Source organism: Rhodanobacter sp. FW106-PBR-R2A-1-15 (genome assembly GCF_058789735.1).
The window spans coordinates 24854-47605 of the sequence record NZ_JBYTEM010000032.1; the positions used below are offsets into that span (position 1 = coordinate 24854).

Below are 22752 nucleotides of genomic sequence, written 5' to 3' on the forward strand. Positions count from 1 at the left end.
GCGCAGCGCCCGCGATGATAACGCGGCGCCCCGCTCAATTCCGCGCCGGGCCGATCCGTTCCTGCAGGGCCTGCAGCAGGCGTTCCTGCAGCACCTCGTCGAGCGGTGCATCGTGGCAATCGGTGAGCTGGAAGAAATCCTCCACCCGTTCGCCGAAGGTGGCGATGCGTGCATCATGCACGCGCACGCCGATAGCCAGCATCACCTGCGCCACCGCGGCCAGCAGGCCGGGACGATCGGCACCAACCAGCGCCAGCTGGGTGCGGTCGCCGGCGGCGTGGAAACTGATCTGCGGAGCCATCTGGAAATGCTTCTGGTGGCGCGACATGCCGCGCTTGCTCGGCTGCACGCCGGCCGACTGCGCCAGCGCACGCTGCAACCGTTGCTGCAGCTCCTCCGCCCGCGCCGCGCTCACCGGCTGCTGGCTGTCCGCGTCGAGCAACAGCAGGGTGTCCAGCGCCATTCCGGTCGGCGAACTGAGGATGCGCGCCTCCACCACCGAGAAACGCAAGCGATCCAGCACTGCGGTGATGGTGGCGAACAGGCCGTCGCGATCGGGCGTGTAGACGAACAGCTCGGTGCTGCCGCGCACCGACAACGGGTGCACCGCCACCAGCGGCAGCGCGCCGTGCGCCCGCAGGATCGCCGCGGTCTGCCAGGCGATCTGTTCGGGTCGGTGGCGCAGGAAGCTGAGCTGCGGGAAGTCGGCCCAGATCCGCGCCACCTCGGCTTCGGCATGCCCCTCGTTCAGCAACAGCGCCAGCGCGTACTCGGAGCATTCGCGCACGCGCGCGCCGATATCGCGCGGCAGCTCCACGTCGCTGCGCAAGGCGTAGCGGGTACTGGTGTACAGGTCGGCCAGCAGCCGGTCCTTCCAGCCGTTCCACAATCGCGGACTGGTGCCGATGATGTCGGCGATGGTCAGCAGATACAGCTGGCCGAGCCGCTCGCGACTGCCGACGACTTGCGCAAACCGGTGCACCACCTCCGGATCGGTGATGTCCTGACGCTGCGCGGTGGTGCTCATCAGCAGGTGCCAGCGCACCAGCCAGGCGACCTGCTCGACGTCGCCCGGCGGCAGGCCCAGCCGGCTGCAGAAGGCGCGCGCATCCTGCTCGCCCAGCACCGAGTGGTCGCCGCCGCGGCCCTTGGCGATGTCATGGAACAGCCCCGCCAGCAGCAGCACTTCCGGCACCGGCAGGCCGGCCCAGATTTCGCAGCCCAGCGGAAATTCGCGCTGCGCCGCCGGGTCGGCAAAGCGCGCCAGGTTGCGCAGCACGCGCAAGGTGTGCTCGTCGACCGTGTAAACGTGGAACAGGTCGTACTGCATGCGCCCGAATACCTTGCCGAACGCGGGCAGGATCGCCGCCAGCAAACCGTGCCGGTTCATCCGCCACAACGCCTCCACCGCCGGCGCGCCGCGGCGCAGCAGCCGCAGGAAGACGGCCAGCACCTCACCGTCGTCGGCCAGCGCATCGCCACGCGCGGCGGTGGCCTGGTGGATGCGACGCATGGTGTCGGCGCTGAAGCCGACCACGCCGGGCTGGTCCATCCGGGCGATGAAGATTTCCACCAGGGCGGCCGGCCGGCGCATGAACAACTGCGGGTCGACCGCCGCCAACCGCTTGCCGTAACGCACGAAATCGGTACCCACCGGGGCCGCTTCCTCCGGCGGTTCCAGCATCTCCTCGAAGCGTTCGGCCACCTGCACGCCGAGCCGCTCGACCTGGCTGGCGGCGCGGTAATAGCCCTGCATGAACTGCTCGACGCCCAGGTTCTTCGCGTGTTCGTCCTCGAAGCCCAGCCGCGCGGCCAGCGCACGTTGATAATCGAACAGCAGGCGCTCCTCGGGGCGCCCGGCCTCCAGGTGCAGCGCATAGCGGTAGCGGCGCAACACCGCCTCGGATTGCTCCAGCACGGCCTGCTCGGCGGGGTCGAGCAGGCCTTCGGCCACCATGTCGGCCAGGTCGTCCGCATGCGCCAGCCGCCGCCCCATCCAGCGCAGCGAGTCGAGCGTGCGCAGGCCGCCGGGGCCGTCCTTGAGGTTGGGCTCCAGGTTGTAGGCGGTATCGTCGTAGCGGGCGTGCCGCGCATTGCGCTCGGCCAGCCGGGCAGCCAGGTAGGCCGGCGCCGGCCACAGCGCCGGATCGTCGACGATGGCCTTGAGCCGTGCGTCGAACGCCGCATCGCCGGCCAGCCGGCGCGCATCCAGCAGGCTGGTGAACACGCTGGCGTCCTGCGCGGCCAGTGCACGGCACTGCGCGGCATCGCGCACCGCGTGGCCGACCTTCAGGCCGACATCCCACAGCGTGGCGAAGAATTGCTCCAGCGCGCGCAGGCGCGCCGGCTCCGGTGCCTGCACCAGCGCCAGCAGGTCCACGTCCGAATACGGAAACAGCAGACCGCGGCCAAAGCCGCCAACGGCGAACAGCGCCGCTCCGGTCACCTCGCCGAGGCAGGCGGTCCACACGTGCGCCACGACGCGCGCCACCGAGTCGCCGCGCCGCCGCGCCAATGCACTGGCATCGGCGCCGTCGCGGAACGCTGTGGCCAGCACGCGATCGACGTCGCCCAGCAGCTGCCGCAACGCCTGCCGCGCCTCGGCCGAAACGCCCGAGCGCGGCACGGCCGTCGGCAGACGGGGCAAGGGCGGAAGCACGACGCTCATCGGCGGAGCCCGGGACGGTGGAGAAGGATCACCAGTCTGCCACGCCCCCTCGGGCAAATGCCGCACCCTGGCGGCAGCGCCGCCCTTGCGAATCCCGAATCCCTGCTCCCGAATCCCGGCTCTTCAGGCATCCGGCCAGGGCGTGAGGATCTCGAAGCCGTCGTCGGTCACCGCGATGGTGTGTTCCCACTGCGCGGACAGCGAGTGGTCCTTGGTCACCACGGTCCAGCCGTCCGGCAGCTGACGGGTCTGCGGCTTGCCGGCGTTGATCATCGGCTCGATGGTGAAGGTCATGCCCTTCTTCAGTTCGACGCCGATGCCGGGCTTGCCGTAGTGCAGCACCTGCGGCTCGTCGTGGTAGACCTTGCCGATGCCGTGGCCACAGTATTCGCGCACCACCGAGAAGCCGGCCGCCTCGGCATGCTGCTGGATCGCATGGCCGATGTCGCCCAGCGTGGCACCCGGTCGCACCGCCTGGATACCGCGCATCATCGCCTCGAACGTGGTGTCGACCAGCCGTTTGGCCAGCACCGAGGGCGTGCCGGCGATGTACATGCGGCTGGTGTCGCCGTGCCAGCCGTCCTTGATCACGGTGACGTCGAGGTTGACGATGTCGCCGTCCTTGAGCACCTTGCCCTCGTTCGGGATGCCGTGACAGATCACGTGATTGACCGAGGTGCACAGGGTCTTGGGGAAGCCGTGGTAGCCGACGTTGGCCGGGATCGCCTTCTGCACGTTGACGATGTGCTCGTACGCGCGCCGGTCCAGTTCCTCGGTGGTGACGCCCGGTTTGATGTACTCCTTGAGCATCGCCAGCACTTCGGCGGCCAGCTTGCCGGCGACGCGCATACCTTCGAGGTCGGCGGGGGATTTGAGGGTAATGGCCATGGATTCCACTCATATGGCGGCAAAAGCTGCGAAAATCCAGCAACTTGCCGCACTGCCGGCGCACCGGCTACAATTTCGGAGTTTTGCAGACCTGACAGGCCGTCTTGACGGCCCGGCCAGCGCAAAGCGAATGGGAATTGTAACCCTCCGCGGTACAACACCCAAACCAACGCCACACACGCATCGGCACCGCCTTCGGGGTGCCGCGCCTCGCCCGCCATAACACTGGGCCAGCCGCGGTCGAAGCCGGGGATGCGTGGAGGTCCCAACCCCCAGGTTCCTTTCCAAGGGAACCGACAATCGGAGCAACACCCCATGGCACAAGTCACCATGCGTCAGATGCTGGAAGCCGGCGTCCATTTCGGTCACCAGACCCGTTACTGGAACCCCAAGATGGCCCCGTACATCTTCGGCGCCCGCGGCAAGATCCACATCATCAACCTCGAAAAGACCCTGCCGCTGTTCACTGACGCGATGAACTTCCTGTCGGGCCTGGCGCAGAAGCGCGGCACCATTTTGTTCGTCGGTACCAAGCGCTCGGCGCGCGAGCCGCTGGCCGAAGAGGCCGCCCGCGCCGGCATGCCGTTTGTCACCTCGCGCTGGCTCGGCGGCATGCTGACCAACTTCCGCACGGTGAAGCAGTCCGTGTCGCGCCTGAAGGAGCTGGAAGCGGCCGAGACCGACGGCTCGTTCGACAAGCTGGTCAAGCACGAAGTGCTGGCCCGCCGGCGCGAGCGCGACAAGCTGCAGGCCTCGTTGGGTGGTATCAAGGACATGAACCGCCTGCCCGACGCGCTGTTCGTGATCGACATCGGCCACGAAGACATCGCCGTGCAGGAAGCCAAGAAGCTCGGCATCCCGGTGATCGCGGTGGTCGACACCAACTACAACCCGGAGCTGGTCGACTACGCCATCCCGGGCAACGACGACGCAATCCGCGCGATCCAGCTGTACGCCCGCGCCGCCGCCGACTCGATCCTCGAAGGCAAGGCCGCCGCGCCGGCCGCCGCCCAGGGCGACGCGAACGACTTCGTCGAGCTGGACGAGGAAGGCAACCCGGTCGCCAAGGTCGACCGCAAGCCGGCCCCGCGCCGCGACGCCGCCCCGCGCAAGAGCGCCCCGCGCCGCGATGGCGGCCGTGACGGTGGCCGCGGCCCGCGCAACGACGGCGCGCCTGCCGCCAAGTAAGCGCGACGACGGCGAGTCACCACCGCCGTCGCCTCCACCCGCGATAACCGCGCGGTGACGCTTGCCGTCACCGCGCAACCAAAGCATTAGAGGACTACCGATGAGCAATATTTCCGCACAACTGGTCAAGGAGCTGCGCGAGCGGTCCGGCGCCGGCATGATGGAATGCAAGAAGGCGCTGGTCGAGAACAACGGCGACATCGAAGCCGCGATGGAATGGCTGCGCAAGTCCGGCCTGGCCAAGGCCGACAAGAAGGCCAGCCGCGTCGCCGCCGAAGGCCGCATCGTGGCTGCCCAGACGAAGGGCAAGGCCGTGCTGGTCGAGATCAACTGCGAGACCGACTTCGTCGCCAAGGACGCCAGCTTCCTGAAGTTCACCGATACCGTCGCCGACGTCGCGCTGAACTCCGGCGCCGCCGACATCGACGCACTGAAGACTGCCGCCTATCCGGGCGCCGCCAACGTGGAGGAAGCCGCCAAGGCGCTGGTCGCCACCATCGGCGAGAAGATCGACGTGCGCCGCGTGGCCCGCGTCGAGACCGACGGCCTCATCGGCAGCTACATCCACGGCGGTCGCATCGGCGTGCTGGTGGCGCTCAAGGGCGGTTCCGAGGAGCTGGCCAAGGGCATCGCGATGCACGTCGCCGCGATGAACCCGACCTACGTCCGCGCCGAGGACGTGCCGGCCGACTTCCTGGCCAAGGAGAAGGAAATCGCACTGGCCGCCATGTCGGACAAGGAAAAGAACAAGCCCGCCGACATCCTGGAGAAGATCGTCTCCGGCAAGGTCCACAAAATCGTCGCCGAGGTCACCCTGCTCGGCCAGCCCTACGTGCTGGATACCAACCTGACGGTGGCCGAGGCGCTGAAGAAGGAAGGCGCCGACGTGGCTTCGGTGGCCCGCCTGGCGGTCGGCGAAGGCATCGAGAAGGTGGAAGAGGATTTCGCCGCCGAGGTGATGAAGCAGGCCGGCCTGAGGTAACCCGTCATCCCTGACGGGAAAACCGGCCATCCAGGGCCGGACTGTTCAGAAAAGCCGTGCTTCAAACAAAGGGCCGCGGGAAACCGCGGCCCTTTTCGTTTTCGGGGCCGGAACCCGGCCGCACGCACTCGTTCCTCACTCCTCTTCGCTCACCCCTCGTTCCCGCTCTCCATTACAATACGGCGGTTTGCCCCACACAATCCGGAGAACCCATGAGCGACCAGCCCAAGTACCACCGCATCCTGCTCAAGCTCTCCGGTGAAGCGCTGATGGGCGACGCCGACTACGGCATCGACCCGAAGGTGATCGGCCGGCTCGCCGAGGAGATCATCGAAGTGCGCAAGGCTGGCGTGCAGGTGGGCGTGGTGATCGGCGGCGGCAACATCTTCCGCGGTGCCGGCCTCGCCGCCGCCGGCATGGACCGCGTCACCGGCGACCACATGGGCATGCTGGCCACCGTGATGAATGCGCTGGCGATGGCCGACGCGATCGAGAAGCGCGGCGGCTACGCGCGGGTGATGAGCGCGATCCAGATCCATGACGTGGCCGAGGACTACATCCGCCGCCGCGCGATCCGCCACATCGAGAAGGGTCGCATCGTGCTGTTCGCCGCCGGCACCGGCAACCCGTTCTTCACCACCGATTCGGCCGCTGCGCTGCGCGCGGTGGAGGTCGGCGCCGACCTGCTGCTGAAGGCCACCAAGGTGGACGGCGTGTATACCGCCGACCCGGCCCGCCACGCCGACGCCACCCGCTACGAGCAGCTCACCTACGGCGACGTGATCCAGCGCAACCTGCAGGTGATGGACACCGCCGCCATCGCGCTGTGCCGCGACCACGGCATGCCGCTGCGCATCTACGACATGACCGTGCCGGGCAGCCTGATGCGGATCATGCGCGGCGAGTCGATCGGCACCCTGGTCGACGGCGGCTGACCACACCGCAGCAAGCCACACCCGTCGCCACTGCTATAATTGAACGTTGCCAGATCGCCCGGGAAGCGCCACATGCTCAACGACATCAAGAACGATGCCCAGACCCGCATGGGCAAGAGCATCGAATCACTCAAGCACGATCTCACCCGCATCCGCACCGGCCGCGCCAGCACGGCGCTGGTGGACGGCATCAAGGTGTCCTATTACGGCGCCGACATGCCGCTGCCGCAGGTCGCCTCGGTCACCCTGTCCGACGCGCGCACGATCATCATCACGCCGTGGGAAAAGAACATGGTGGCGCCGATCGAGAAGGCGCTGATGGCCTCCGACCTGGGCATCACGCCGACCACCGCCGGCACGGTGATCCGCCTGAACATGCCTGCGCTCACCGAGGAGCGCCGCAGGGAGCTGGCCAAGCACGTGGCCCACGAGGGCGAGAACGCCAAGATCGCCATCCGCAACGTGCGCCGCGACGCCTTGCAGCAGGTCAAGGACCTGCTCAAGGAAAAGCAGATCACCGAGGACGACGATCGCCGCGTCGACGACGAGATCCAGAAACTCACCGATCGCGCGGTGAAGGACGTCGACGTCGTGGTCAAGGCGAAGGAAGAGGAGCTGATGGCGCTTTGACCACGCCATCGCCAGTCCCCATTTCATGACCCAGGCCAAGGCACCCCCGGTCCCACGCCATATCGCCATCGTGATGGATGGCAACGGTCGCTGGGCCAAGGCCCGCCATCGCCCCCGCAGCTTTGGCCACAACGCCGGCCGCAAAGCCGTGCGCGAGGCGATCGAGGCGTGCCTGCGCGAGGGCGTGCAGGCGCTGACGCTGTTCGCCTTCTCCAGTGAGAACTGGCAGCGCCCGCAGGATGAGGTCGGCGCGCTGATGAGCCTGTTCGTGCGCGCGCTGGACAAGGAGGTGGACGAACTGCATGGCCATGGCGTGCGCTTGCGCTTCATCGGCGACCTGGCCGCCTTCGACGAGGCGCTGCGCGAGCGCATGCAGGCTGCGATGGACCGCACCGCCGCCAACGAGCGGCTGCAAGTGAACATCGCGGTGAGCTACGGCGGCCGCTGGGACATCGTGCAGGCCAGCCGCCAGGCTGCCGCCGCGGTGGCGCGCGGTGAGTTGCGCGCGGAGCAGATCGACGAGGCGACGCTCGGCCAGTGGATGTGCCTGGCCGAGCTGCCGCCGCTGGACCTGTTCATCCGCACCGGCGGCGAATGCCGTGTCAGCAACTTCCTGCTATGGCAGGCCGCCTACGCCGAACTGTACTTTACCGATACGTTGTGGCCCGATTTCGACCAGGCCTGCCTGCGTCGGGCCATCGAGGACTATGTCTGCCGGGAACGCCGCTACGGCCGCACCGGCGAACAGGTCACCACCGCTTCCTAGAGGATCTGCATGCTGCTTCAGCGCATTCTCACCGCCCTGGTGCTCGCGCCGCTGGCGATCCTGATCATCCTGCTGCCGCCGACCGGCGTCTTCGCGGGCATCGCCGCGCTGGCGTTCCTGGCTGCGTGGTGGGAGTGGGCGCAACTGAGCGGCCTGCAAAGCCACGCGTGGCGCGCCGCCCTGCTGGTGGTGGCGGCCGCCGTATTCGCCCTGCTGTGGCGGGGCCACGCCACGGCGCTGAGCCCGCTGCTGCTGGCCGCCGGCGTCGCCTGGTGGCTGCTGGCCTGTCTGTGGCTGCGCCACTTCGCGTTCGCCGCGGCACCCACCCGCGAGAACCGCAGCCTGAAACTGCTCGCCGGCGCGCTGGTGATCTTTCCGACCTGGGTCGCCCTGGTCGGCATCCATGCCCGCCTGCCGCACGGCCACTGGTGGACCCTGCTGGCGCTGGTGATCGTGTGGGCGTCCGACATCGGCGCGTATTTCAGCGGCCGTACATTCGGCAAGCGCAAGCTGGCGCCGCAGATCAGCCCCGGCAAGACCTGGGCCGGCGCCTACGGCGCGATGGCGGCCGGCGTGCTGGTGGCCGAAGCTGGCGGCTGGCTGCTCGGCGTGCGCGGCGCCGCGCTGCTGGCGCTGGCGCTGCTGGCCGCGCTGACGGTGGCGGCGTCGATCGTCGGCGATCTGATCGAGAGCCTGATGAAGCGGCACGCACAGGTGAAGGATTCGGGCACCCTGTTCCCCGGCCACGGCGGCCTGCTGGACCGCCTGGACAGCGTGTTCGCCGCGCTGCCGGTGTTCGCTGCCGGCCTGGCGCTGCTGGAGCTCGGCCTGTGAAGAACGTCGCCGTCCTCGGCGCCACCGGTTCGATCGGCGGCAGCACGCTCGACGTGATCGCGCGCCATCCCGATCGTTTCCGCGCCAGCGTGCTGACCGCGCATCGCCAGGTCGAGGCGTTGGCGGCGCTGTGCGCGCAGCACCGGCCGGATCTGGCGGTGATCGCCGATCCCTCGCTGGAAGCCGAGCTGGCGCGCCGGCTGGCCGCTGCCGGCGTACGCTGCGAAGTGGCCAGCGGCCATGCCGCGCTGGCGGCCGCTGCCGCCGGCGCACTGTGCGACACCGTGGTCGCGGCGATCGTCGGTGCCGCCGGGCTGGAATCCACCCTGGCCGCTGCGTACGCCGGCAAGCACCTGCTGCTGGCCAACAAGGAATCCATCGTGATGGCCGGCCCGCTGCTGCTGCAAGCGGTCACCGCCGGCGGCGGCGCGCTGGTGCCGGTCGACTCCGAACACAACGCGATCTTCCAGTGCCTGCCGGGCGGACGCCCCGAGCTGCGCGGCAGCGGCGTGCGCCGGCTGATCCTGACCGCCTCCGGCGGCCCGTTCCGCGGCCGCACGCGGGCGCAACTGGCGGACATCACGCCGGACCAGGCCTGCAAGCATCCGAACTGGGTGATGGGGCGCAAGATCTCGGTCGACTCGGCCACGCTGATGAACAAGGGCCTGGAGGTGATCGAGGCGCACCATTTGTTCGGCGCGCCGGCCGAGGCGATCGACGTGGTGGTGCATCCGCAGAGCCTGGTGCATTCGATGGTGGAATACGTCGACGGCTCGGTACTGGCCCAGCTCGGCAACCCGGACATGCGCACCGCGATCGCCCATGCGCTGGCCTGGCCGGAGCGGGTCGAGTCCGGCGTGCCGTCGCTGGACCTGGCCGCCTGCGCCCCGCTGCAGTTCGAGCCGCCGGACCTGGCCACCTTCCGCTGCCTGGCGCTGGCGTTCCAGGCGTTGCGTGCCGGCGGCGACAGCCCCGCCGTGCTGAATGCCGCCAACGAAGTGGCGGTGGCAGCCTTCCTGGCCGGCACGCTGCCATTTCTGGCGATCGCCGACGTGGTCGAGGCCGTGCTGGCGGAACTGCCGGGGCAAGCCGTGGTCGATGTTGAAACCCTGGGTGAACGCGACCATGCGGCGCGGGAGGCTGCCCGCCGCGTTCTGCGCAATGCTTGCTGATATTCTTGCTTCGATGACTTTTCGCCACGGTATTCGATGACTGCCTTCTTCGGCTCGGTGTTCTGGCTGCTGGTCACGCTCGGCGTGCTGGTGACCTTCCATGAGTTCGGCCACTACTGGGTCGCGCGCCGCTGTGGGGTCAAGGTGCTGCGCTTCTCGGTCGGTTTCGGCAACGCGATCTGGAAGCGCATCGGCCGTGACGGCACCGAGTACCAGATCGCCGCGATCCCGCTGGGCGGCTATGTGAAGATGCTCGACGCACGCGAGGGCGAGGTCGACCCGGCGCTGCGCGGGCAGGAATTCACCGGCAAGCCGGTGTGGCAGCGCATCGCCATCGTGGCGGCCGGGCCAGGCTTCAACCTGATCTTCACCATCGCCGCGTTCTGGCTGATGTTCATGCTGGGTCGCCCGGACGTGGCCCCGCTGGTGACCGCCACGCCGCAGAGCATCGCCGCCAGCGCCGGCATCCAGCCAGGTGACCGCCTGCTCAGCATCGACGGCCGCGACGTCTCTACCTGGACCGACTCGATGGACGCGCTGGCCAACGCCCTGCTCGGGCGCGCACCGCTGCCGCTCACCGTGCGCGGCGCCGACGGCCACCAGCGCGAACTGGTGCTGCCGCTGGACGAACTGCCGCCGGGGCAGGACGTGGGCCAGTACCTGGGCAAGCTCGGCCTGAAGCTGGCACCACCGCCGGCGGTCGCCGCCACCGTGATGGCCGGCCAGCCGGCTGCATTGGCCGGCATGCGCGGCGGCGACCGCATCGTCAGCGTCAACGGCCAGTCGGCGGACGACTTCGCCGCGTTCGGCAAGCTGGTGCAGACCGCAGCGGCCAAGTCGCCGAGGCTGGCGATCGGCATCGAGCGCCACGGGCAGCCGTTGCGGCTGGACATCACCGCCAAGTGGGAATCGCTCGAAGGCCAGCCGCCGAAGTGGGTGCTGGGCGTCGGCGCGCCGCCGGTCGAAGCGGCCACCGTGAACTACGGCCCGCTGAAGGCAATGGCCGCCTCGCTCGCTACCACCTGGCGCAACACCACGCAGACCTTCAGCATGCTCGGCAAGATGCTTACTGGCGAGGCCTCGACGCGCAACCTGTCCGGCGTGATCGGCATTGCCGAGGTGGCCAATGCGTCGGCCGGCATGGGCCTGCCATGGTTCCTGCAGTTCCTCGCGCTGGTGTCGCTGAGCCTGGCGATCCTCAACCTGCTGCCGATCCCGGTCCTGGATGGCGGGCACCTGCTGTATTATCTCGTCGAATTGATCAAGGGCAGCCCGGTCAGCGAACAGGCGATGATGGTGGGCCAGTACATCGGCCTGGCGTTGCTGTTCACCCTGATGGGGCTGGCGTTCTACAACGATATCCACCGCATGCTGCTGTCGTGATGCCGAGGGTCGGCGGACACAGCATGGCGGCGACACGCAGGTTCGCGGCAGCACGGCGCGGCGATGCGTCCGCCAAAGTAACGCCGCGATGGCATGCGGATCCACCTTCGAGGCAGGGCCTGGCCCTGCCTCATGCATTGATCGGGGCGGCCGTGCCGGCCGCTCCATCGGAATAACCAACGGAATCGACGATGAAGCGTATCGCCGCGCTGATCCTGCTTGCCTCCCTCTCCGCCAATGCGTTCGCGTTCGACCCGTTCGTGGTGTCGGACATCCGCATCGACGGCCTCAGCCGGATCTCGGCCGGTACCGTGTACAACTACCTGCCGATCAACAAAGGCGACCAGCTGACCAACGACGGCGCCCAGCGCGCCATCCGCGCGCTGTATCGCACCAAGTTCTTCAGCGACGTGGAGTTCGAGCGCGAAGGCAGCATCCTGGTGATCAAGGTGGTCGAGCGGCCGTCGATCGCCAAGCTGACCCTGCGCGGCAACAAGGACATCAAGACCGACGACCTGAAGAAGGGCCTGAAGGAGATCGGCCTCACCGAAGGCGAGACCTTCGACCGCCTGGCGCTGGACAACGTGCAGCAGGAGCTGACCCGGCAGTACTACAACCGCGGCAAGTACAACGTCTCGGTCGACCCACACGTGACCCGGCTGGACCGCAACCGCGTCGCCGTCGAGATCGAGATCCGCGAGGGCAAGGCGGCCAAGATCAAGGAACTCAACATCCTCGGCAACCATGCGTTCACAAACAAGCAGATCCGCAAGAATTTCGAGTCCGACACCACCAACTGGATGTCGTGGTATTCGAAGGACGACCAGTACTCGCGCGAAAAGCTTTCCGGCGACCTGGAGAAGCTGCAGTCCTACTACATGGACCGCGGCTACGCCGACTTCGGCGTCGACTCCACCCAGGTGGCAATTGCGCCGGACAAGCGCGCGATGTACATCGACGCCAGCATCAAGGAAGGCGAGATCTACAAGGTCGCCGATGTCAAGCTGCTCGGCGACCTGATCCTGCCGGAGGCGACCATGCGCCAGCTGGTTTTCGTCAAGTCGGGCGAGACCTTCAACCGCGCCGCGGTCGAAGCCAGCACCAAGGCGATCAAGGCGATCCTGGCCAACATCGGCTACGCCTACGCCAAGGTCACCCCGATCCCGAAGCTGGACAAGGAAAAGCGCACGGTCGACCTGACCCTGTACGTCGAACCCGGCCAGCGCGTGTACGTGCGTCGGGTGGTGTTCCAAGGCAACACGCGCACCGAGGACGACGTGCTGCGCCGCGAGATGCGCCAGCTTGAGGGCACCTGGTACAACCAGGCGGCGGTCGACCGCTCCAAGGTCCGCCTGCAGCGGCTGGGCTATTTCAAGAAGGTCGACATCGACCAGAAGATGGTGCCCGGCACGCAGGACAAAGTGGACGTCACGGTCAAGGTCGAGGAGCAGTCCGCCGGCAGCATGCAGTTCGGCATCGGCTACTCGCAATATTCCGGCATCATCCTGAATGCCTCGGTGTCGCAGAACAACCTGTTCGGCACCGGCGACAGCTTCTCGATCAGCGGCGAGCGCAGCACCTACTACACCCGGCTCGGCCTCAACTACTACAACCCGTACCTGACCGACAGTGGTATCGGCATCGGCTACAGCGCCTCGTACTCGAAAACCGACTACGGCAATACCGACTTCGCGAACTACGCCACCAGCGCCAAGAGCTTCTCCACCTACCTCGGCATCCCGATCAGCGAAACCGACGGCTTGCGCGTGGGCCTGGGCGTCAGCAGCAACAATGTCAACCTGTTCCAGGGCTACAGTCCGGAAGTGCTGCTCGACTACCAGAACGAGATCGGCAACAAGACCATCCACACCTGGACCGGCACGCTGGGCTGGAACCACGACACCCGCAACAGCTACTGGGCACCGACCCGCGGTGGTTTGATCTCCGCCTCGACCGACGTCGCCCTGCCCGGCTCGACCGTGCAGTACTGGAAGCTCAATACCGAGATCAACCACTACTGGCCGATCGGCAAGGGCTTCGTGCTGTACCTCGATGGCCAGGTCGGCTACGGCAAGACCTACGGCGGCAACGGCATCAGCGACGATGCCTTCGCGGCGCTGAAGAGTGCCAGCCTGGCGCAGAACCCCAACCATGTCCTCACCGACATGCGCCAGGACCTGCCGTTCTGGCAGAACTTCTACGCCGGCGGCGTGCGCGACGTGCGCGGCTACCAGGACAACACGCTGGGGCCGCGGGTCTGCATCGACGGCAGCGCTCCGGACGCCAAAGGCACATGCAACAACGGCGCCTACTATTCACAGCCGATCGGCGGCGCGTTCAAGGTGCTCGGCACCGCGCAGGTGTTCCTGCCGCTGCCGTTCCTGAAGGACGTCAACACCGCGCGCGTGTCCTGGTTCATGGACGTCGGCAATGTCTACAAGGACTACAAGAGCTTCGACGCCAGCGAGCTGCGCGCCTCCACCGGCCTGTCGCTGCAATGGCAGGCACCGATCGGCCCGCTGATCATCAGCTTCGCCATGCCGCTGCGCTCGAAGGCCGCCGATCGCAACTACGAGGAGCGCATCCAGTTCACCTTCGGCAGCCAGTTCTGAGCTGACCCGGTCAGGAGTCGAACGAAAGCGCGGCCAGGCCGCGCTTTCTTTTGCCGCCGCGGCGCACCGCAGCCGGGGGCGCCACCCCCTACAATGGCCGCAGGTTCCGGAGCCACCCATGAGCGCAATCAACTACACGGTGACCGAGCTGGCCGAGCGGTTCGGCCTCGGTCTCAGCGGCGACGGCGCACGGCTCATCGACGGCGTCGGCACTCTGGCCGGCGCCGGCCCCGGCCAGCTGAGCTTCCTCTCCAACAGCAAGTACTCGGCCCAGCTGGCCGCCACGCGCGCCGGCGTGGTGGTGCTGCGCGAGGAGAACCTTGCCGACTGTCCCACCGCGGCGCTGCTTGCGCGCGACCCCTACGTCGCCTACGCGAAGATCGCCGTGCTGTTTGAACGGCTGCCAGCCGCACCCGCAGGCGTGCACCCCAGCGCCGTGGTCGCCGCCGGTGCGCAGGTCAGCGCCAGCGCCAGCATCGGCCCGGGCTGCGTGATCGCCGACGGCGCGGTGATCGGCGACGGCGCCGTGCTCGGCCCGCACTGCATCGTCGGCGAGGAGTGCACGGTCGGCGCCCATTCGCGGCTGGTGGCGCGGGTCACCCTGGTGACGCGGGTCACGCTGGGCCAGCGCGTGCTGGTGCATCCCGGCGCGGTAATCGGCTCAGACGGCTTCGGGCTGGCCTTCGACACCGACCACTGGATCAAGCTGCCGCAGCTCGGCGGCGTGCGCATCGGCGACGACTGCGAGATCGGCGCGAACACCACGATCGACCGCGGCGCGCTGGACGACACCGTGCTGGAAGAAGACGTGCGGCTGGACAACCAGGTCCAGATCGCCCACAACGTGCACGTCGGCGCGCATACCGCGATGGCCGGCTGCGCCGCGGTGGCCGGCAGCGCGAAGATCGGCCGCTACTGCATGATCGCCGGCAACGCCGGTGTGCTCGGCCATCTCGAGCTGGCCGACCGGGTTACCATTACCGCCAAGAGCCTGGTCACGCACTCGATCCGCGAGCCCGGCGAATATTCATCCGGCGTGCCGCTGCAGGACAACCGCCAGTGGCGGAAGAACGCGGCGCGCTTCAAGCACCTGGACGAGTACGCGCGCCGAGTGTCGGCGCTGGAGAAGGACAGCAACAATGAGTGAGCAAGGCGACTTCATGACATTGCCGATCAACGTGGAGCAGATCCTGGAACTGCTGCCGCACCGCTACCCGTTCCTACTGGTGGACCGCGTGGTCGAGATCGTGCCCGACGTCAGCGTGGTCGCACTGAAGAACGTGACCATCAACGAGCCGTTCTTCCAAGGCCACTTCCCCAGCCACCCGGTGATGCCCGGCGTGCTGATCATCGAGGCGATGGCGCAGACCGCCGGCCTGCTGACCCAGCTGAGCCGGCACTTCAAGGGCGACAAGGGCAGCCCGCTGTTCTACCTGGTCAAGGTGGACAACGCGCGCTTCAGCGCGCCGGTGGTGCCCGGCGACCAGTTGCGCTTCGAGGTCAACCAGAAGCGCCTGATGCGCGGCATGGGCCTGTTCGCCGCGCGCAGCCTGGTCGATGGCAAGGAAGTGGCCAGCTGCGAACTGATGTGCGCCGCGAGGGCCGGAAAATGATCCATTCCACTGCGTCGGTCGATCGCTCCGCCGTCATCGGCAGCAACGTCAGCATCGGCGCCTACAGCGTGATCGGCGCCGAAGTCGAGATCGGCGACGGCACGGTGGTCGGCCCGCATGTGGTGATCGAAGGCCCCACCCGGATCGGCCGCGACAACCGCATCACCCAGTTCGCCTCGCTCGGCGGCGCGCCGCAGGACAAGAAGTGGCAGGGCGAGCGCACCGAGCTGGTGATCGGCGACCGCAACCTGATCCGCGAATTCACCACCCTCAATCGCGGCACCGGCCACGGCGGCGGCGTCACCCGCATCGGCGACGACAACTGGGTGCTCGCCTACGTGCATATCGCGCATGACTGCCAGATCGGCAACAACGTGGTGTTCTCCAACTATTCCGCCCTGGCCGGGCACGTCACCATCGGCGACTGGACCATCCTGTCCGGCTATTCCGGCGTGCACCAGTTCTGCAAGGTCGGCGCGCACGCCTTCATCGGCATGGGCTGCCTGGTCGGCCACGACGTGCCGCCGTTCGTGACGATGGCGAACGAGCAGCAGGGCCGCCCGCGCGGCATCAACAGCGAGGGCCTGAAGCGCCGCGGCTTCGACGCCACCCGCATCGCGGCGATCAAGCGCGCCTACCGCACGCTGTACATGGCCGGCCTGTCGTTGCCCGAGGCACGCGAGAAGCTGGCCGAGCAGGCGCGCGAAAGCGACGACGTGCGGGCGATGCTGGATTTCCTCGACCAGAGCGAGCGCGCGCTCGCCCGATAAGCCGGGATTCGGGATTCGGGATTCGGGATTCGGGATTCGGGATTCGGGAAGAGCATTACGCATCCGCCAGGCCCGCGGGCAAGGCACTACACTTGCGCGCATGAGCCACATCGCGCCCAGCGAATCCCGAATCCCGAATCCCGAATCCCCGTTGGTAGCCATCCTCGCCGGCGAGGATTCCGGCGACCAGCTGGGCGCCGACCTGATCGTGGCACTGCGCCAGCGCTACCCGCAGGCGCGTTTCGTCGGCATCGGCGGCGCGCGCATGCAGCGCGAGGGTTTCGACTCCTGGTACGACATCCGCGAGCTGTCGCTGTTCGGCTTCAGCGAGGTGGTCCGCCACCTACCCCGCCTGCTGCGGCTGCGCAAGGCGCTGGTCGCGCGGTTGCTCAAGGAACGGCCGGCCGTGGTGGTCGGCATCGACGCGCCGGACTTCAACCTCGGCGTGGAACAGCGCCTGAAACAGGCCGGCCTGCTCACCGTGCATTACGTCAGTCCGTCGGTCTGGGCCTGGCGCGAGCAGCGCGCCGAGAAGATCGGTCGCAGCGCCAGCCGCGTGCTGTGCCTGTTCCCGATGGAGCCGCCGATCTACGCAAAGCACGGCGTTGACGCCCGCTTCGTCGGCCATCCGCTGGCCGATCGTTTCGCGCTGGTCTCCGACCGCGTCGGCGCGCGCGACACCCTGCAGCTGCCGCAGCAGGCACCGGTGCTGGCGGTGCTACCCGGCAGCCGGCTGTCCGAGGTCGACCGGCTGGGCCGGGTCTTCATCGACGCGGCGCAGCGGGTGGCCGCCGCGTTACCCGGGCTGCGCGTGGTGATCCCGGCCGCCAACCCGCAGGTGCGCGCCCGCCTCGGCGAACTGCTCGCTGGCGGCCCGCACGGCGAAAGTGCACCGCTGCTGCTGGACGGCCACGCGCACGAGGCCATGCTGGCTGCCGACGTGGTGCTACTGGCCTCCGGCACCGCCACGCTGGAGGCGATGCTGGCCAAGCGCCCGATGGTGGTGGGCTACCGCGTGGCGCCGCTGAGTTACCGCATCGCCCGCGCGCTGAAAATGCTGAAGACCGACGTCTACGCGCTGCCGAACATCCTGGCCCGCGCCTGCGGCCTCGGCGATGCCCTGCTGGTGCCCGAGCTGATGCAGGACGACTGCACCGCCGACCGGCTGGCCGCCGCCACGCTCGACCTGTTCAGGGACAGCGAGCGGCGCGGCATGATCGTGGCCGCGTTCGAGCAGTTGCACCAGGCCCTGCGCAGCGGCCTGCAGGGCCACGCGGAGCAGCGCGCGGCGGCCGCGATCGCCGAGCTGATCGACGCGGAGCGCCGCGATGGATAAGCAGCCGGCCCGCGTCCTCTGGCCGGAACCACCAGCCCGGGGCGGGCGGCGGACGGACGCGGGAAGCATCCTCGTCGCCGGCGTCGACGAAGCCGGTCGTGGCCCGCTGGCTGGCCCGCTGGCGGTGGCCGCAGTGATCCTCGACGCTGCCCGCCCGGTCAGCGGGCTGAACGACTCCAAGCAGCTCAGCGAAGCAAAACGCGAGGCGCTGTATCCGCTGATCATCGAGCGTGCGCTGGCGTATTGCATCGTGCTGATCGAGCGCGAGGAGATCGACCGCGTGAACATCTTCCAGGCCACCATGGCCGGCATGAGCCGCGCGCTGGCCGGCCTGATGCCGGTGGCCCACGAGGCGCTGATCGACGGCAACCAGCTGCCGAAGGACCTGCCCTGCCCGGCCCGCGCGATCGTCGGCGGCGATGCGCTGGAGCCGGCGATCAGCGCGGCCTCGATCCTGGCCAAGGTCAGCCGCGACCGCGTGATGGTGGCACTCGATGGCGAGTACCCCGGCTACGGCTTCGCCGCGCACAAGGGCTACTCCACCCCGGCGCACCTGGCCGCGCTGCAGCGGCTCGGACCGTGCGCGCAGCACCGCCGCAGCTTTGCGCCGGTACGCCTGCTGCTGGACCAGGGACAATTGTTCTGACCGCCGCAGCGGCGGCCGATCGCGCCGCCGACGAGACGCTCCGGCATAGGCCATCAGTCTATGCAACTTTCCCTCGATCGGGCGCATCATTGGCATCAGGGAGCGCCACCCGCACGGACGCGTCCGCAGCAGCGGCGCCGTCCAGCCCAGGTCGACCCGGCCACTGCTGCTACAGGTGCCTCGACGCACCATGCAGATCGCAGGAGTCGTGCCATGATGCCTCCGTCCATCCGCCCACCCGCTCCACCGATGCCGGCCAGCATGGCCGTGCCCGAGTCGCTCCAGGCCGCAGCCGACGACGCCGACGAGACGCTGCCGCTGCACGCCGACTACAACCGCCGCCGACTGGTGGTGGACAGCCTGGAGCACTACCTGTTGCCCGCCGGCGAGGATGGCGAACGCTTCCGCGTCCGCTGAACCGCCTCGCTCTTGCGCGGCCCGGGCCGCACCGGCGGTAGCCCCCGCCAGACTGATGCTGCCGTCGGCGACGGCCGCCACGGCAGCTTGACCGGCGGCGCCCGGCGAGGCCGCGCCGCGCTTCGCGCAAACCGCGCACAAGTCAATCTTGCCGCTGGGCAAGGTGGCGGGTAGCCTGCGGAGACTCACCGCACAAGAACGCATGACCGTCCGCTATACCCACCTGCACCTGCACAGCGAATACTCGCTGGTCGACTCGACCATCCGCATCAAGGCGCTGGTTACCGCCTGCGTGCGCGACGGCATCCCGGCGGTGGCGCTGACTGACGACAGCAACATGTTCGCGCTGGTGAAGTTCTACAAGGCCTGCAGCGCCGCCGGCATCAAGCCGATCGGCGGCTGCGACCTGTGGATCAGCCCAGCGGACGACCCGCGCCCATGGCGGCTCACCCTGCTGTGCCAGCACCGCGAGGGCTATCTCAATTTGTCGCGGCTGGTCTCGCGCGCGTGGCAGGAAGGCCAGCACGGCGGCCGTGCGCTGGTCGAGGCCGGCTGGCTCAGCGCCGGCGCCAGCAGCGGGCTGATCGCCCTGCTCGGCCGCGAAAGCGAAGTCGGCCGCATCGCGCTGAACCAGGGCGTCGAGGCGGCGCTGGCCAAGCTGCGCCCGCTGGCGCGGCTGTTCCCCGAGCGGTTGTACCTGGAGCTGACCCGCTGCGGCCGCGAGGGCGAGGAAAACTGGAACACCGCCGCACTGGCGCTGGCCGCCGAACTCGGCCTGCCAGTGCTGGCCAGCAACGACGTGCGCTTCCTCACCCAGGACGATTTCGGCGCGCACGAGGCGCGCGTGTGCATCCAGCAGGGCCGCGTGCTGGCCGACCCCAAGCGACCGCGCGAGTACAGCGACCAGCAGTACCTGAAGACGCCCGACGAGATGGCCGCGCTGTTCGCGGACATCCCCGAGGCGCTGGAAAACACCGTCGAACTGGCGAAACGCTGCACGCTGGAGCTGAAATTCGGCAAGTACTACCTGCCCGACTTCCCGGTACCCGAGGGCCACGACCTCGACAGCCACATCCGCGAGCTGGCACGGCAAGGCCTCAAGGAGCGCCTGGCCAACGCGCCGCTGGCCGCCGACCACACGCTGGCCGACTACCAGGCGCGGCTGGAGCGCGAGCTGGACGTCATCGTCAAGATGGGCTTTCCGGGCTACTTCCTGATCGTGGCGGACTTCATCAACTGGGGTAAACAGAACGGCATTCCGGTCGGGCCCGGCCGCGGTTCCGGCGCCGGCTCGCTGGTGGCCTGGGCGCTGAAGATCACCGACCTCGACCCGCTGCAGTTCAACCTGCTGTTCGAGCGCTTCCTCAACCCCGAACGCGTGTCGATGCCCGACTTCGACATCGACTTCTGCATGGATCGCCGCGACGAGGTGATCGACTACGTCGCGCGCAAGTACGGCCGCGACCGCGTCAGCCAGATCATCACCTACGGCTCGATGGCGGCCAAGGCGGTGCTGCGCGATTCCGGCCGCGTGCTCGGCTTCGGCTACAACCAGGTCGACCGCATCGCCAAGCTGATCCCGGCGCGGCCGCTCGACCTCACGCTGTCGTGCGCGCTGGGCCGCAGCGAGAAGGCGAAGAAGGAGCCCGAGCGTGTCGTCAAGGAATTCTGCGAGCTGTACGAGCAGGACGAGGAAGCACGCGCGCTGATCGACCTGGCGCTGAAGCTGGAGAACCTCACCCGCAACGCCGGCAAGCATGCCGGCGGCGTGGTGATCGCGCCCAGCCCGCTGACCGATTTCGCCCCGCTGTACTGCGAAGCCGGCGGCGGCGGCGTGGTGACCCAGTACGACAAGGACGACGTCGAGGCGGTCGGCCTGGTGAAGTTCGACTTCCTCGGCCTGCGCACGCTGACCATCATCGACTGGGCGGTGAAGGCGATCAACGCACGCCGCGCGAAAGAGCGACCCCATCTGCCCTCCGGGCATCTTGAACCGAGGCCATCCATGGCCTCGGCCCTGCGGGCAGCCGAGGCTGCTCGAGACGGCAATCCTGCCGTCTCGTCCCTGCAGGCAGGGGAAGATAATGCGGAGCAGCCTGCGGCTGCCGCGAGTTCCATGGGCGAGGGGCCGCTGGACATTTCGCAGTTGCCGCTGGACGACGCGCCCACCTACGAGCTGCTGAAGAAGGCGCAGACCGTCGCCGTGTTCCAGCTCGAATCCTCCGGCATGCAGCGCATGCTGAAGGACGCCAAACCCGACCGCTTCGAGGACATCATCGCGCTGGTGGCGCTGTACCGCCCCGGCCCGATGGATCTGATCCCCAGCTTCATCGCGCGCAAGCACGGCCGCGAGGAAGTGGACTACCCCGACCCGCGCGTCGAGCCGATCCTGAAAGAGACCTACGGCATCATGGTCTACCAGGAGCAGGTGATGCAGATGGCGCAGATCGTCGGCGGCTACTCGCTCGGCGGCGCCGACCTGCTGCGCCGCGCGATGGGCAAGAAGAAAGTCGAGGAGATGGCCAAGGAGCGCGCCAAGTTTCGCGAGGGCGCGGCGAAGGACGGTCTCTCCGGCGAAAAGGCCGACGCGATCTTCGACCTGATGGAGAAGTTCGCCGGCTACGGTTTCAACAAGTCGCACGCGGCCGCCTACGCGCTGGTCTCCTATCAGACCGCCTGGCTGAAGGCGCACTACCCGGCCGAGTTCATGGCCGCCACGATCTCCTCGGACATGGACAACACCGACAAGGTGGTGACCTTCCTCGACGAGTCGCGCTCCATCGGCATCGCCGTGCAGCCACCGGACGTCAACGCGTCCGAGTACATGTTCGTGGCGATCGAACCTCGCACGATCCAGTACGGCCTCGGCGCAATCAAGGGCGTCGGCCAGGGCGCGTGTGAAGCGATCGTGGCCGAGCGCGCGCATGGCCGTTACACCGACCTGGCCGATTTCTGCCGCCGCGTGGATCCCACCAAGCTCAACCGCCGCGTGCTGGAAGCACTGGTCCTGTCTGGCGCGCTGGATGCGCTCGCCGCCAACCGAGCCAGCCTGATGCTGCAGCTGCCCGACGCGATCAAGGCCGCCGAGCAGCACCTGCGCGACCGGCAGTCCGGCCAGAACGACATGTTCGGCGCGGCCATGGGCAACGCTACCCCGGTACTGAAGATCGAGCTGCCCACCGTGCCGGAATGGCCGCTGGAGCAGAAACTGCAGGGCGAGCGCGACACCCTGGGCCATTACCTGTCCGGCCATCCCACCGACCCGTGGAAGGACGAACTGGCACAGTTGTCGACCTGCCCGCTCGGCGAGATCGCCGACCGCTACCAGCCGCCGAAGCCGCGCAAGAACGACCACGACGACAACAACCGTTTCCGCCGCGGCCCCGATACGCCGTGGACTGTCGCCGGCATGGTCACTGCCGTGCGCAAGCGCGGCGACAGCGACGCCTTCGTGCGGCTGGAAGACGGCAGCGGCCTCATCGAGGTGAGCTTCTTCGGCGAGCTGTACCAGCAGATCGCGCCGCTGCTGACCCGCGACGAGATGCTGGTGGTCGACGGCGGCCTGCGCATCGACGAGTTCTCCGGCGGCGGCTTCCAGCTGCGCGCGCGCAGCGCCTGCTCGCTGGCCGACGCCTGCCGCCGCCACGCGCGATTGCTGCAGCTGAAGTTGAACGGCATCGGCCCGGGTTTCGTCGAACAACTGCAGCACGCACTGGCCGGCTACCGCGGCGGGCGCACCAGCGTGACCCTGCATGGCTACCGCAACCGCCACGCCCAGGCCGACTTCGAGCTGGGCGAGGCCTGGCGGGTGGACGCCATCCCCGACCTGCTGCGCGCCGTGCGCGCCCTGCCCGGCGTGAAAGCCGCGCGCCTGCGCATCGTCAAGCAGCACGATTGAAGAGCCGGGATTGA

General features: G+C 68.3%; 18 protein-coding genes. 16 read left to right on the top strand and 2 right to left on the bottom strand.

Going from position 1 to position 22752, the window contains the following annotated elements; all coding sequences use genetic code 11:
- Nucleotides 1–34 precede the first annotated feature (34 nt).
- The gene (glnD, locus tag AC3WTD_RS15075; RefSeq protein ID WP_492614275.1) at nucleotides 35–2668 is read right to left on the bottom strand and encodes a [protein-PII] uridylyltransferase; all 2634 of its coding nucleotides are present in this window, start codon (nucleotides 2666–2668) and stop codon (nucleotides 35–37) included.
- 123 nt (nucleotides 2669–2791) lie between these two features.
- Complete coding sequence (gene map, locus AC3WTD_RS15080) at nucleotides 2792–3556, bottom strand: type I methionyl aminopeptidase (protein WP_027493685.1); 765 nt, start codon at nucleotides 3554–3556, stop codon at nucleotides 2792–2794.
- A gap of 315 nt (nucleotides 3557–3871) precedes the next feature.
- Here map and rpsB point away from each other — a divergent pair, with 315 nt between their 5' ends.
- The 16 genes from rpsB (at nucleotide 3872) to dnaE (ending at nucleotide 22738) form a co-directional block, all read left to right on the top strand.
- The gene (gene rpsB, locus AC3WTD_RS15085; RefSeq protein WP_027493684.1) at nucleotides 3872–4744 is read left to right on the top strand and encodes a 30S ribosomal protein S2; all 873 of its coding nucleotides are present in this window, start codon (nucleotides 3872–3874) and stop codon (nucleotides 4742–4744) included.
- A 100-nt stretch (nucleotides 4745–4844) separates the two neighbouring features.
- Nucleotides 4845–5726, top strand: coding sequence for a translation elongation factor Ts (gene tsf / locus AC3WTD_RS15090; protein WP_027493683.1), 882 nt, complete (start codon nucleotides 4845–4847; stop codon nucleotides 5724–5726).
- Between the two features lie 212 nt (nucleotides 5727–5938).
- Nucleotides 5939–6661 carry a UMP kinase gene (gene pyrH / locus AC3WTD_RS15095; protein WP_027493682.1) on the top strand — a complete coding sequence of 241 codons (723 nt, stop codon included), beginning with the start codon at nucleotides 5939–5941 and terminating at the stop codon, nucleotides 6659–6661.
- 72 nt (nucleotides 6662–6733) lie between these two features.
- Nucleotides 6734–7291 carry a ribosome recycling factor gene (frr, locus tag AC3WTD_RS15100; protein ID WP_027493681.1) on the top strand — a complete coding sequence of 186 codons (558 nt, stop codon included), beginning with the start codon at nucleotides 6734–6736 and terminating at the stop codon, nucleotides 7289–7291.
- A gap of 25 nt (nucleotides 7292–7316) precedes the next feature.
- Nucleotides 7317–8057 (top strand): polyprenyl diphosphate synthase, encoded by a 741-nt coding sequence (gene uppS, locus AC3WTD_RS15105; protein WP_027493680.1) that lies wholly within the window; start codon nucleotides 7317–7319, stop codon nucleotides 8055–8057.
- 9 nt (nucleotides 8058–8066) lie between these two features.
- Nucleotides 8067–8891 carry a phosphatidate cytidylyltransferase gene (locus tag AC3WTD_RS15110; RefSeq protein ID WP_492614276.1) on the top strand — a complete coding sequence of 275 codons (825 nt, stop codon included), beginning with the start codon at nucleotides 8067–8069 and terminating at the stop codon, nucleotides 8889–8891.
- Nucleotides 8888–10063: a 1-deoxy-D-xylulose-5-phosphate reductoisomerase gene (locus AC3WTD_RS15115; RefSeq protein WP_492614277.1), complete on the top strand. Its 1176-nt coding sequence runs from the start codon at nucleotides 8888–8890 to the stop codon at nucleotides 10061–10063. Before AC3WTD_RS15110 ends, AC3WTD_RS15115 begins: the two co-directional genes overlap by 4 nt.
- Before the next feature lie 36 nt (nucleotides 10064–10099).
- Nucleotides 10100–11446, top strand: coding sequence for an RIP metalloprotease RseP (gene rseP / locus AC3WTD_RS15120; RefSeq protein WP_492614278.1), 1347 nt, complete (start codon nucleotides 10100–10102; stop codon nucleotides 11444–11446).
- A 191-nt stretch (nucleotides 11447–11637) separates the two neighbouring features.
- A complete protein-coding gene (bamA, locus tag AC3WTD_RS15125; protein WP_027493676.1) occupies nucleotides 11638–14058 on the top strand; it encodes an outer membrane protein assembly factor BamA in 2421 nt (806 codons plus the stop codon).
- A gap of 118 nt (nucleotides 14059–14176) precedes the next feature.
- Entirely contained in the window at nucleotides 14177–15205 is a 1029-nt protein-coding gene (gene lpxD, locus AC3WTD_RS15130; RefSeq protein ID WP_492614279.1) for a UDP-3-O-(3-hydroxymyristoyl)glucosamine N-acyltransferase, read from the top strand.
- A complete protein-coding gene (gene fabZ, locus AC3WTD_RS15135; protein ID WP_027493674.1) occupies nucleotides 15198–15671 on the top strand; it encodes a 3-hydroxyacyl-ACP dehydratase FabZ in 474 nt (157 codons plus the stop codon). Before lpxD ends, fabZ begins: the two co-directional genes overlap by 8 nt.
- Complete coding sequence (gene lpxA, locus AC3WTD_RS15140; protein WP_492614280.1) at nucleotides 15668–16441, top strand: acyl-ACP--UDP-N-acetylglucosamine O-acyltransferase; 774 nt, start codon at nucleotides 15668–15670, stop codon at nucleotides 16439–16441. The genes fabZ and lpxA overlap by 4 nt, the downstream gene beginning before the upstream one ends.
- A 100-nt stretch (nucleotides 16442–16541) precedes the next feature.
- Entirely contained in the window at nucleotides 16542–17777 is a 1236-nt protein-coding gene (lpxB, locus tag AC3WTD_RS15145) for a lipid-A-disaccharide synthase (RefSeq protein ID WP_492614281.1), read from the top strand.
- Nucleotides 17770–18423, top strand: coding sequence for a ribonuclease HII (gene rnhB, locus AC3WTD_RS15150; protein WP_027493671.1), 654 nt, complete (start codon nucleotides 17770–17772; stop codon nucleotides 18421–18423). Before lpxB ends, rnhB begins: the two co-directional genes overlap by 8 nt.
- A 213-nt stretch (nucleotides 18424–18636) precedes the next feature.
- Entirely contained in the window at nucleotides 18637–18840 is a 204-nt protein-coding gene (locus AC3WTD_RS15155) for a hypothetical protein (RefSeq protein ID WP_027493670.1), read from the top strand.
- A 202-nt stretch (nucleotides 18841–19042) separates the two neighbouring features.
- Nucleotides 19043–22738: a DNA polymerase III subunit alpha gene (gene dnaE, locus AC3WTD_RS15160; RefSeq protein WP_492614282.1), complete on the top strand. Its 3696-nt coding sequence runs from the start codon at nucleotides 19043–19045 to the stop codon at nucleotides 22736–22738.
- Nucleotides 22739–22752: the final 14 nt, after the last annotated feature.

What these genes read in the sequence shown, in the direction of transcription:
- glnD (WP_492614275.1), bottom strand. Translation starts at nt 2,668, where the DNA reads ATGAGCGTCGTGCTTCCGCCCTTGCCCCGTCTGCCGACGGCCGTGCCG.
- map (WP_027493685.1), bottom strand. Translation starts at nt 3,556, where the DNA reads ATGGCCATTACCCTCAAATCCCCCGCCGACCTCGAAGGTATGCGCGTC.
- rpsB (WP_027493684.1), top strand. Translation starts at nt 3,872, where the DNA reads ATGGCACAAGTCACCATGCGTCAGATGCTGGAAGCCGGCGTCCATTTC.
- tsf (WP_027493683.1), top strand. Translation starts at nt 4,845, where the DNA reads ATGAGCAATATTTCCGCACAACTGGTCAAGGAGCTGCGCGAGCGGTCC.
- pyrH (WP_027493682.1), top strand. Translation starts at nt 5,939, where the DNA reads ATGAGCGACCAGCCCAAGTACCACCGCATCCTGCTCAAGCTCTCCGGT.
- frr (WP_027493681.1), top strand. Translation starts at nt 6,734, where the DNA reads ATGCTCAACGACATCAAGAACGATGCCCAGACCCGCATGGGCAAGAGC.
- uppS (WP_027493680.1), top strand. Translation starts at nt 7,317, where the DNA reads ATGACCCAGGCCAAGGCACCCCCGGTCCCACGCCATATCGCCATCGTG.
- AC3WTD_RS15110 (WP_492614276.1), top strand. Translation starts at nt 8,067, where the DNA reads ATGCTGCTTCAGCGCATTCTCACCGCCCTGGTGCTCGCGCCGCTGGCG.
- rseP (WP_492614278.1), top strand. Translation starts at nt 10,100, where the DNA reads ATGACTGCCTTCTTCGGCTCGGTGTTCTGGCTGCTGGTCACGCTCGGC.
- bamA (WP_027493676.1), top strand. Translation starts at nt 11,638, where the DNA reads ATGAAGCGTATCGCCGCGCTGATCCTGCTTGCCTCCCTCTCCGCCAAT.
- lpxD (WP_492614279.1), top strand. Translation starts at nt 14,177, where the DNA reads ATGAGCGCAATCAACTACACGGTGACCGAGCTGGCCGAGCGGTTCGGC.
- fabZ (WP_027493674.1), top strand. Translation starts at nt 15,198, where the DNA reads ATGAGTGAGCAAGGCGACTTCATGACATTGCCGATCAACGTGGAGCAG.
- lpxA (WP_492614280.1), top strand. Translation starts at nt 15,668, where the DNA reads ATGATCCATTCCACTGCGTCGGTCGATCGCTCCGCCGTCATCGGCAGC.
- lpxB (WP_492614281.1), top strand. Translation starts at nt 16,542, where the DNA reads ATGAGCCACATCGCGCCCAGCGAATCCCGAATCCCGAATCCCGAATCC.
- rnhB (WP_027493671.1), top strand. Translation starts at nt 17,770, where the DNA reads ATGGATAAGCAGCCGGCCCGCGTCCTCTGGCCGGAACCACCAGCCCGG.
- AC3WTD_RS15155 (WP_027493670.1), top strand. Translation starts at nt 18,637, where the DNA reads ATGATGCCTCCGTCCATCCGCCCACCCGCTCCACCGATGCCGGCCAGC.
- dnaE (WP_492614282.1), top strand. Translation starts at nt 19,043, where the DNA reads ATGACCGTCCGCTATACCCACCTGCACCTGCACAGCGAATACTCGCTG.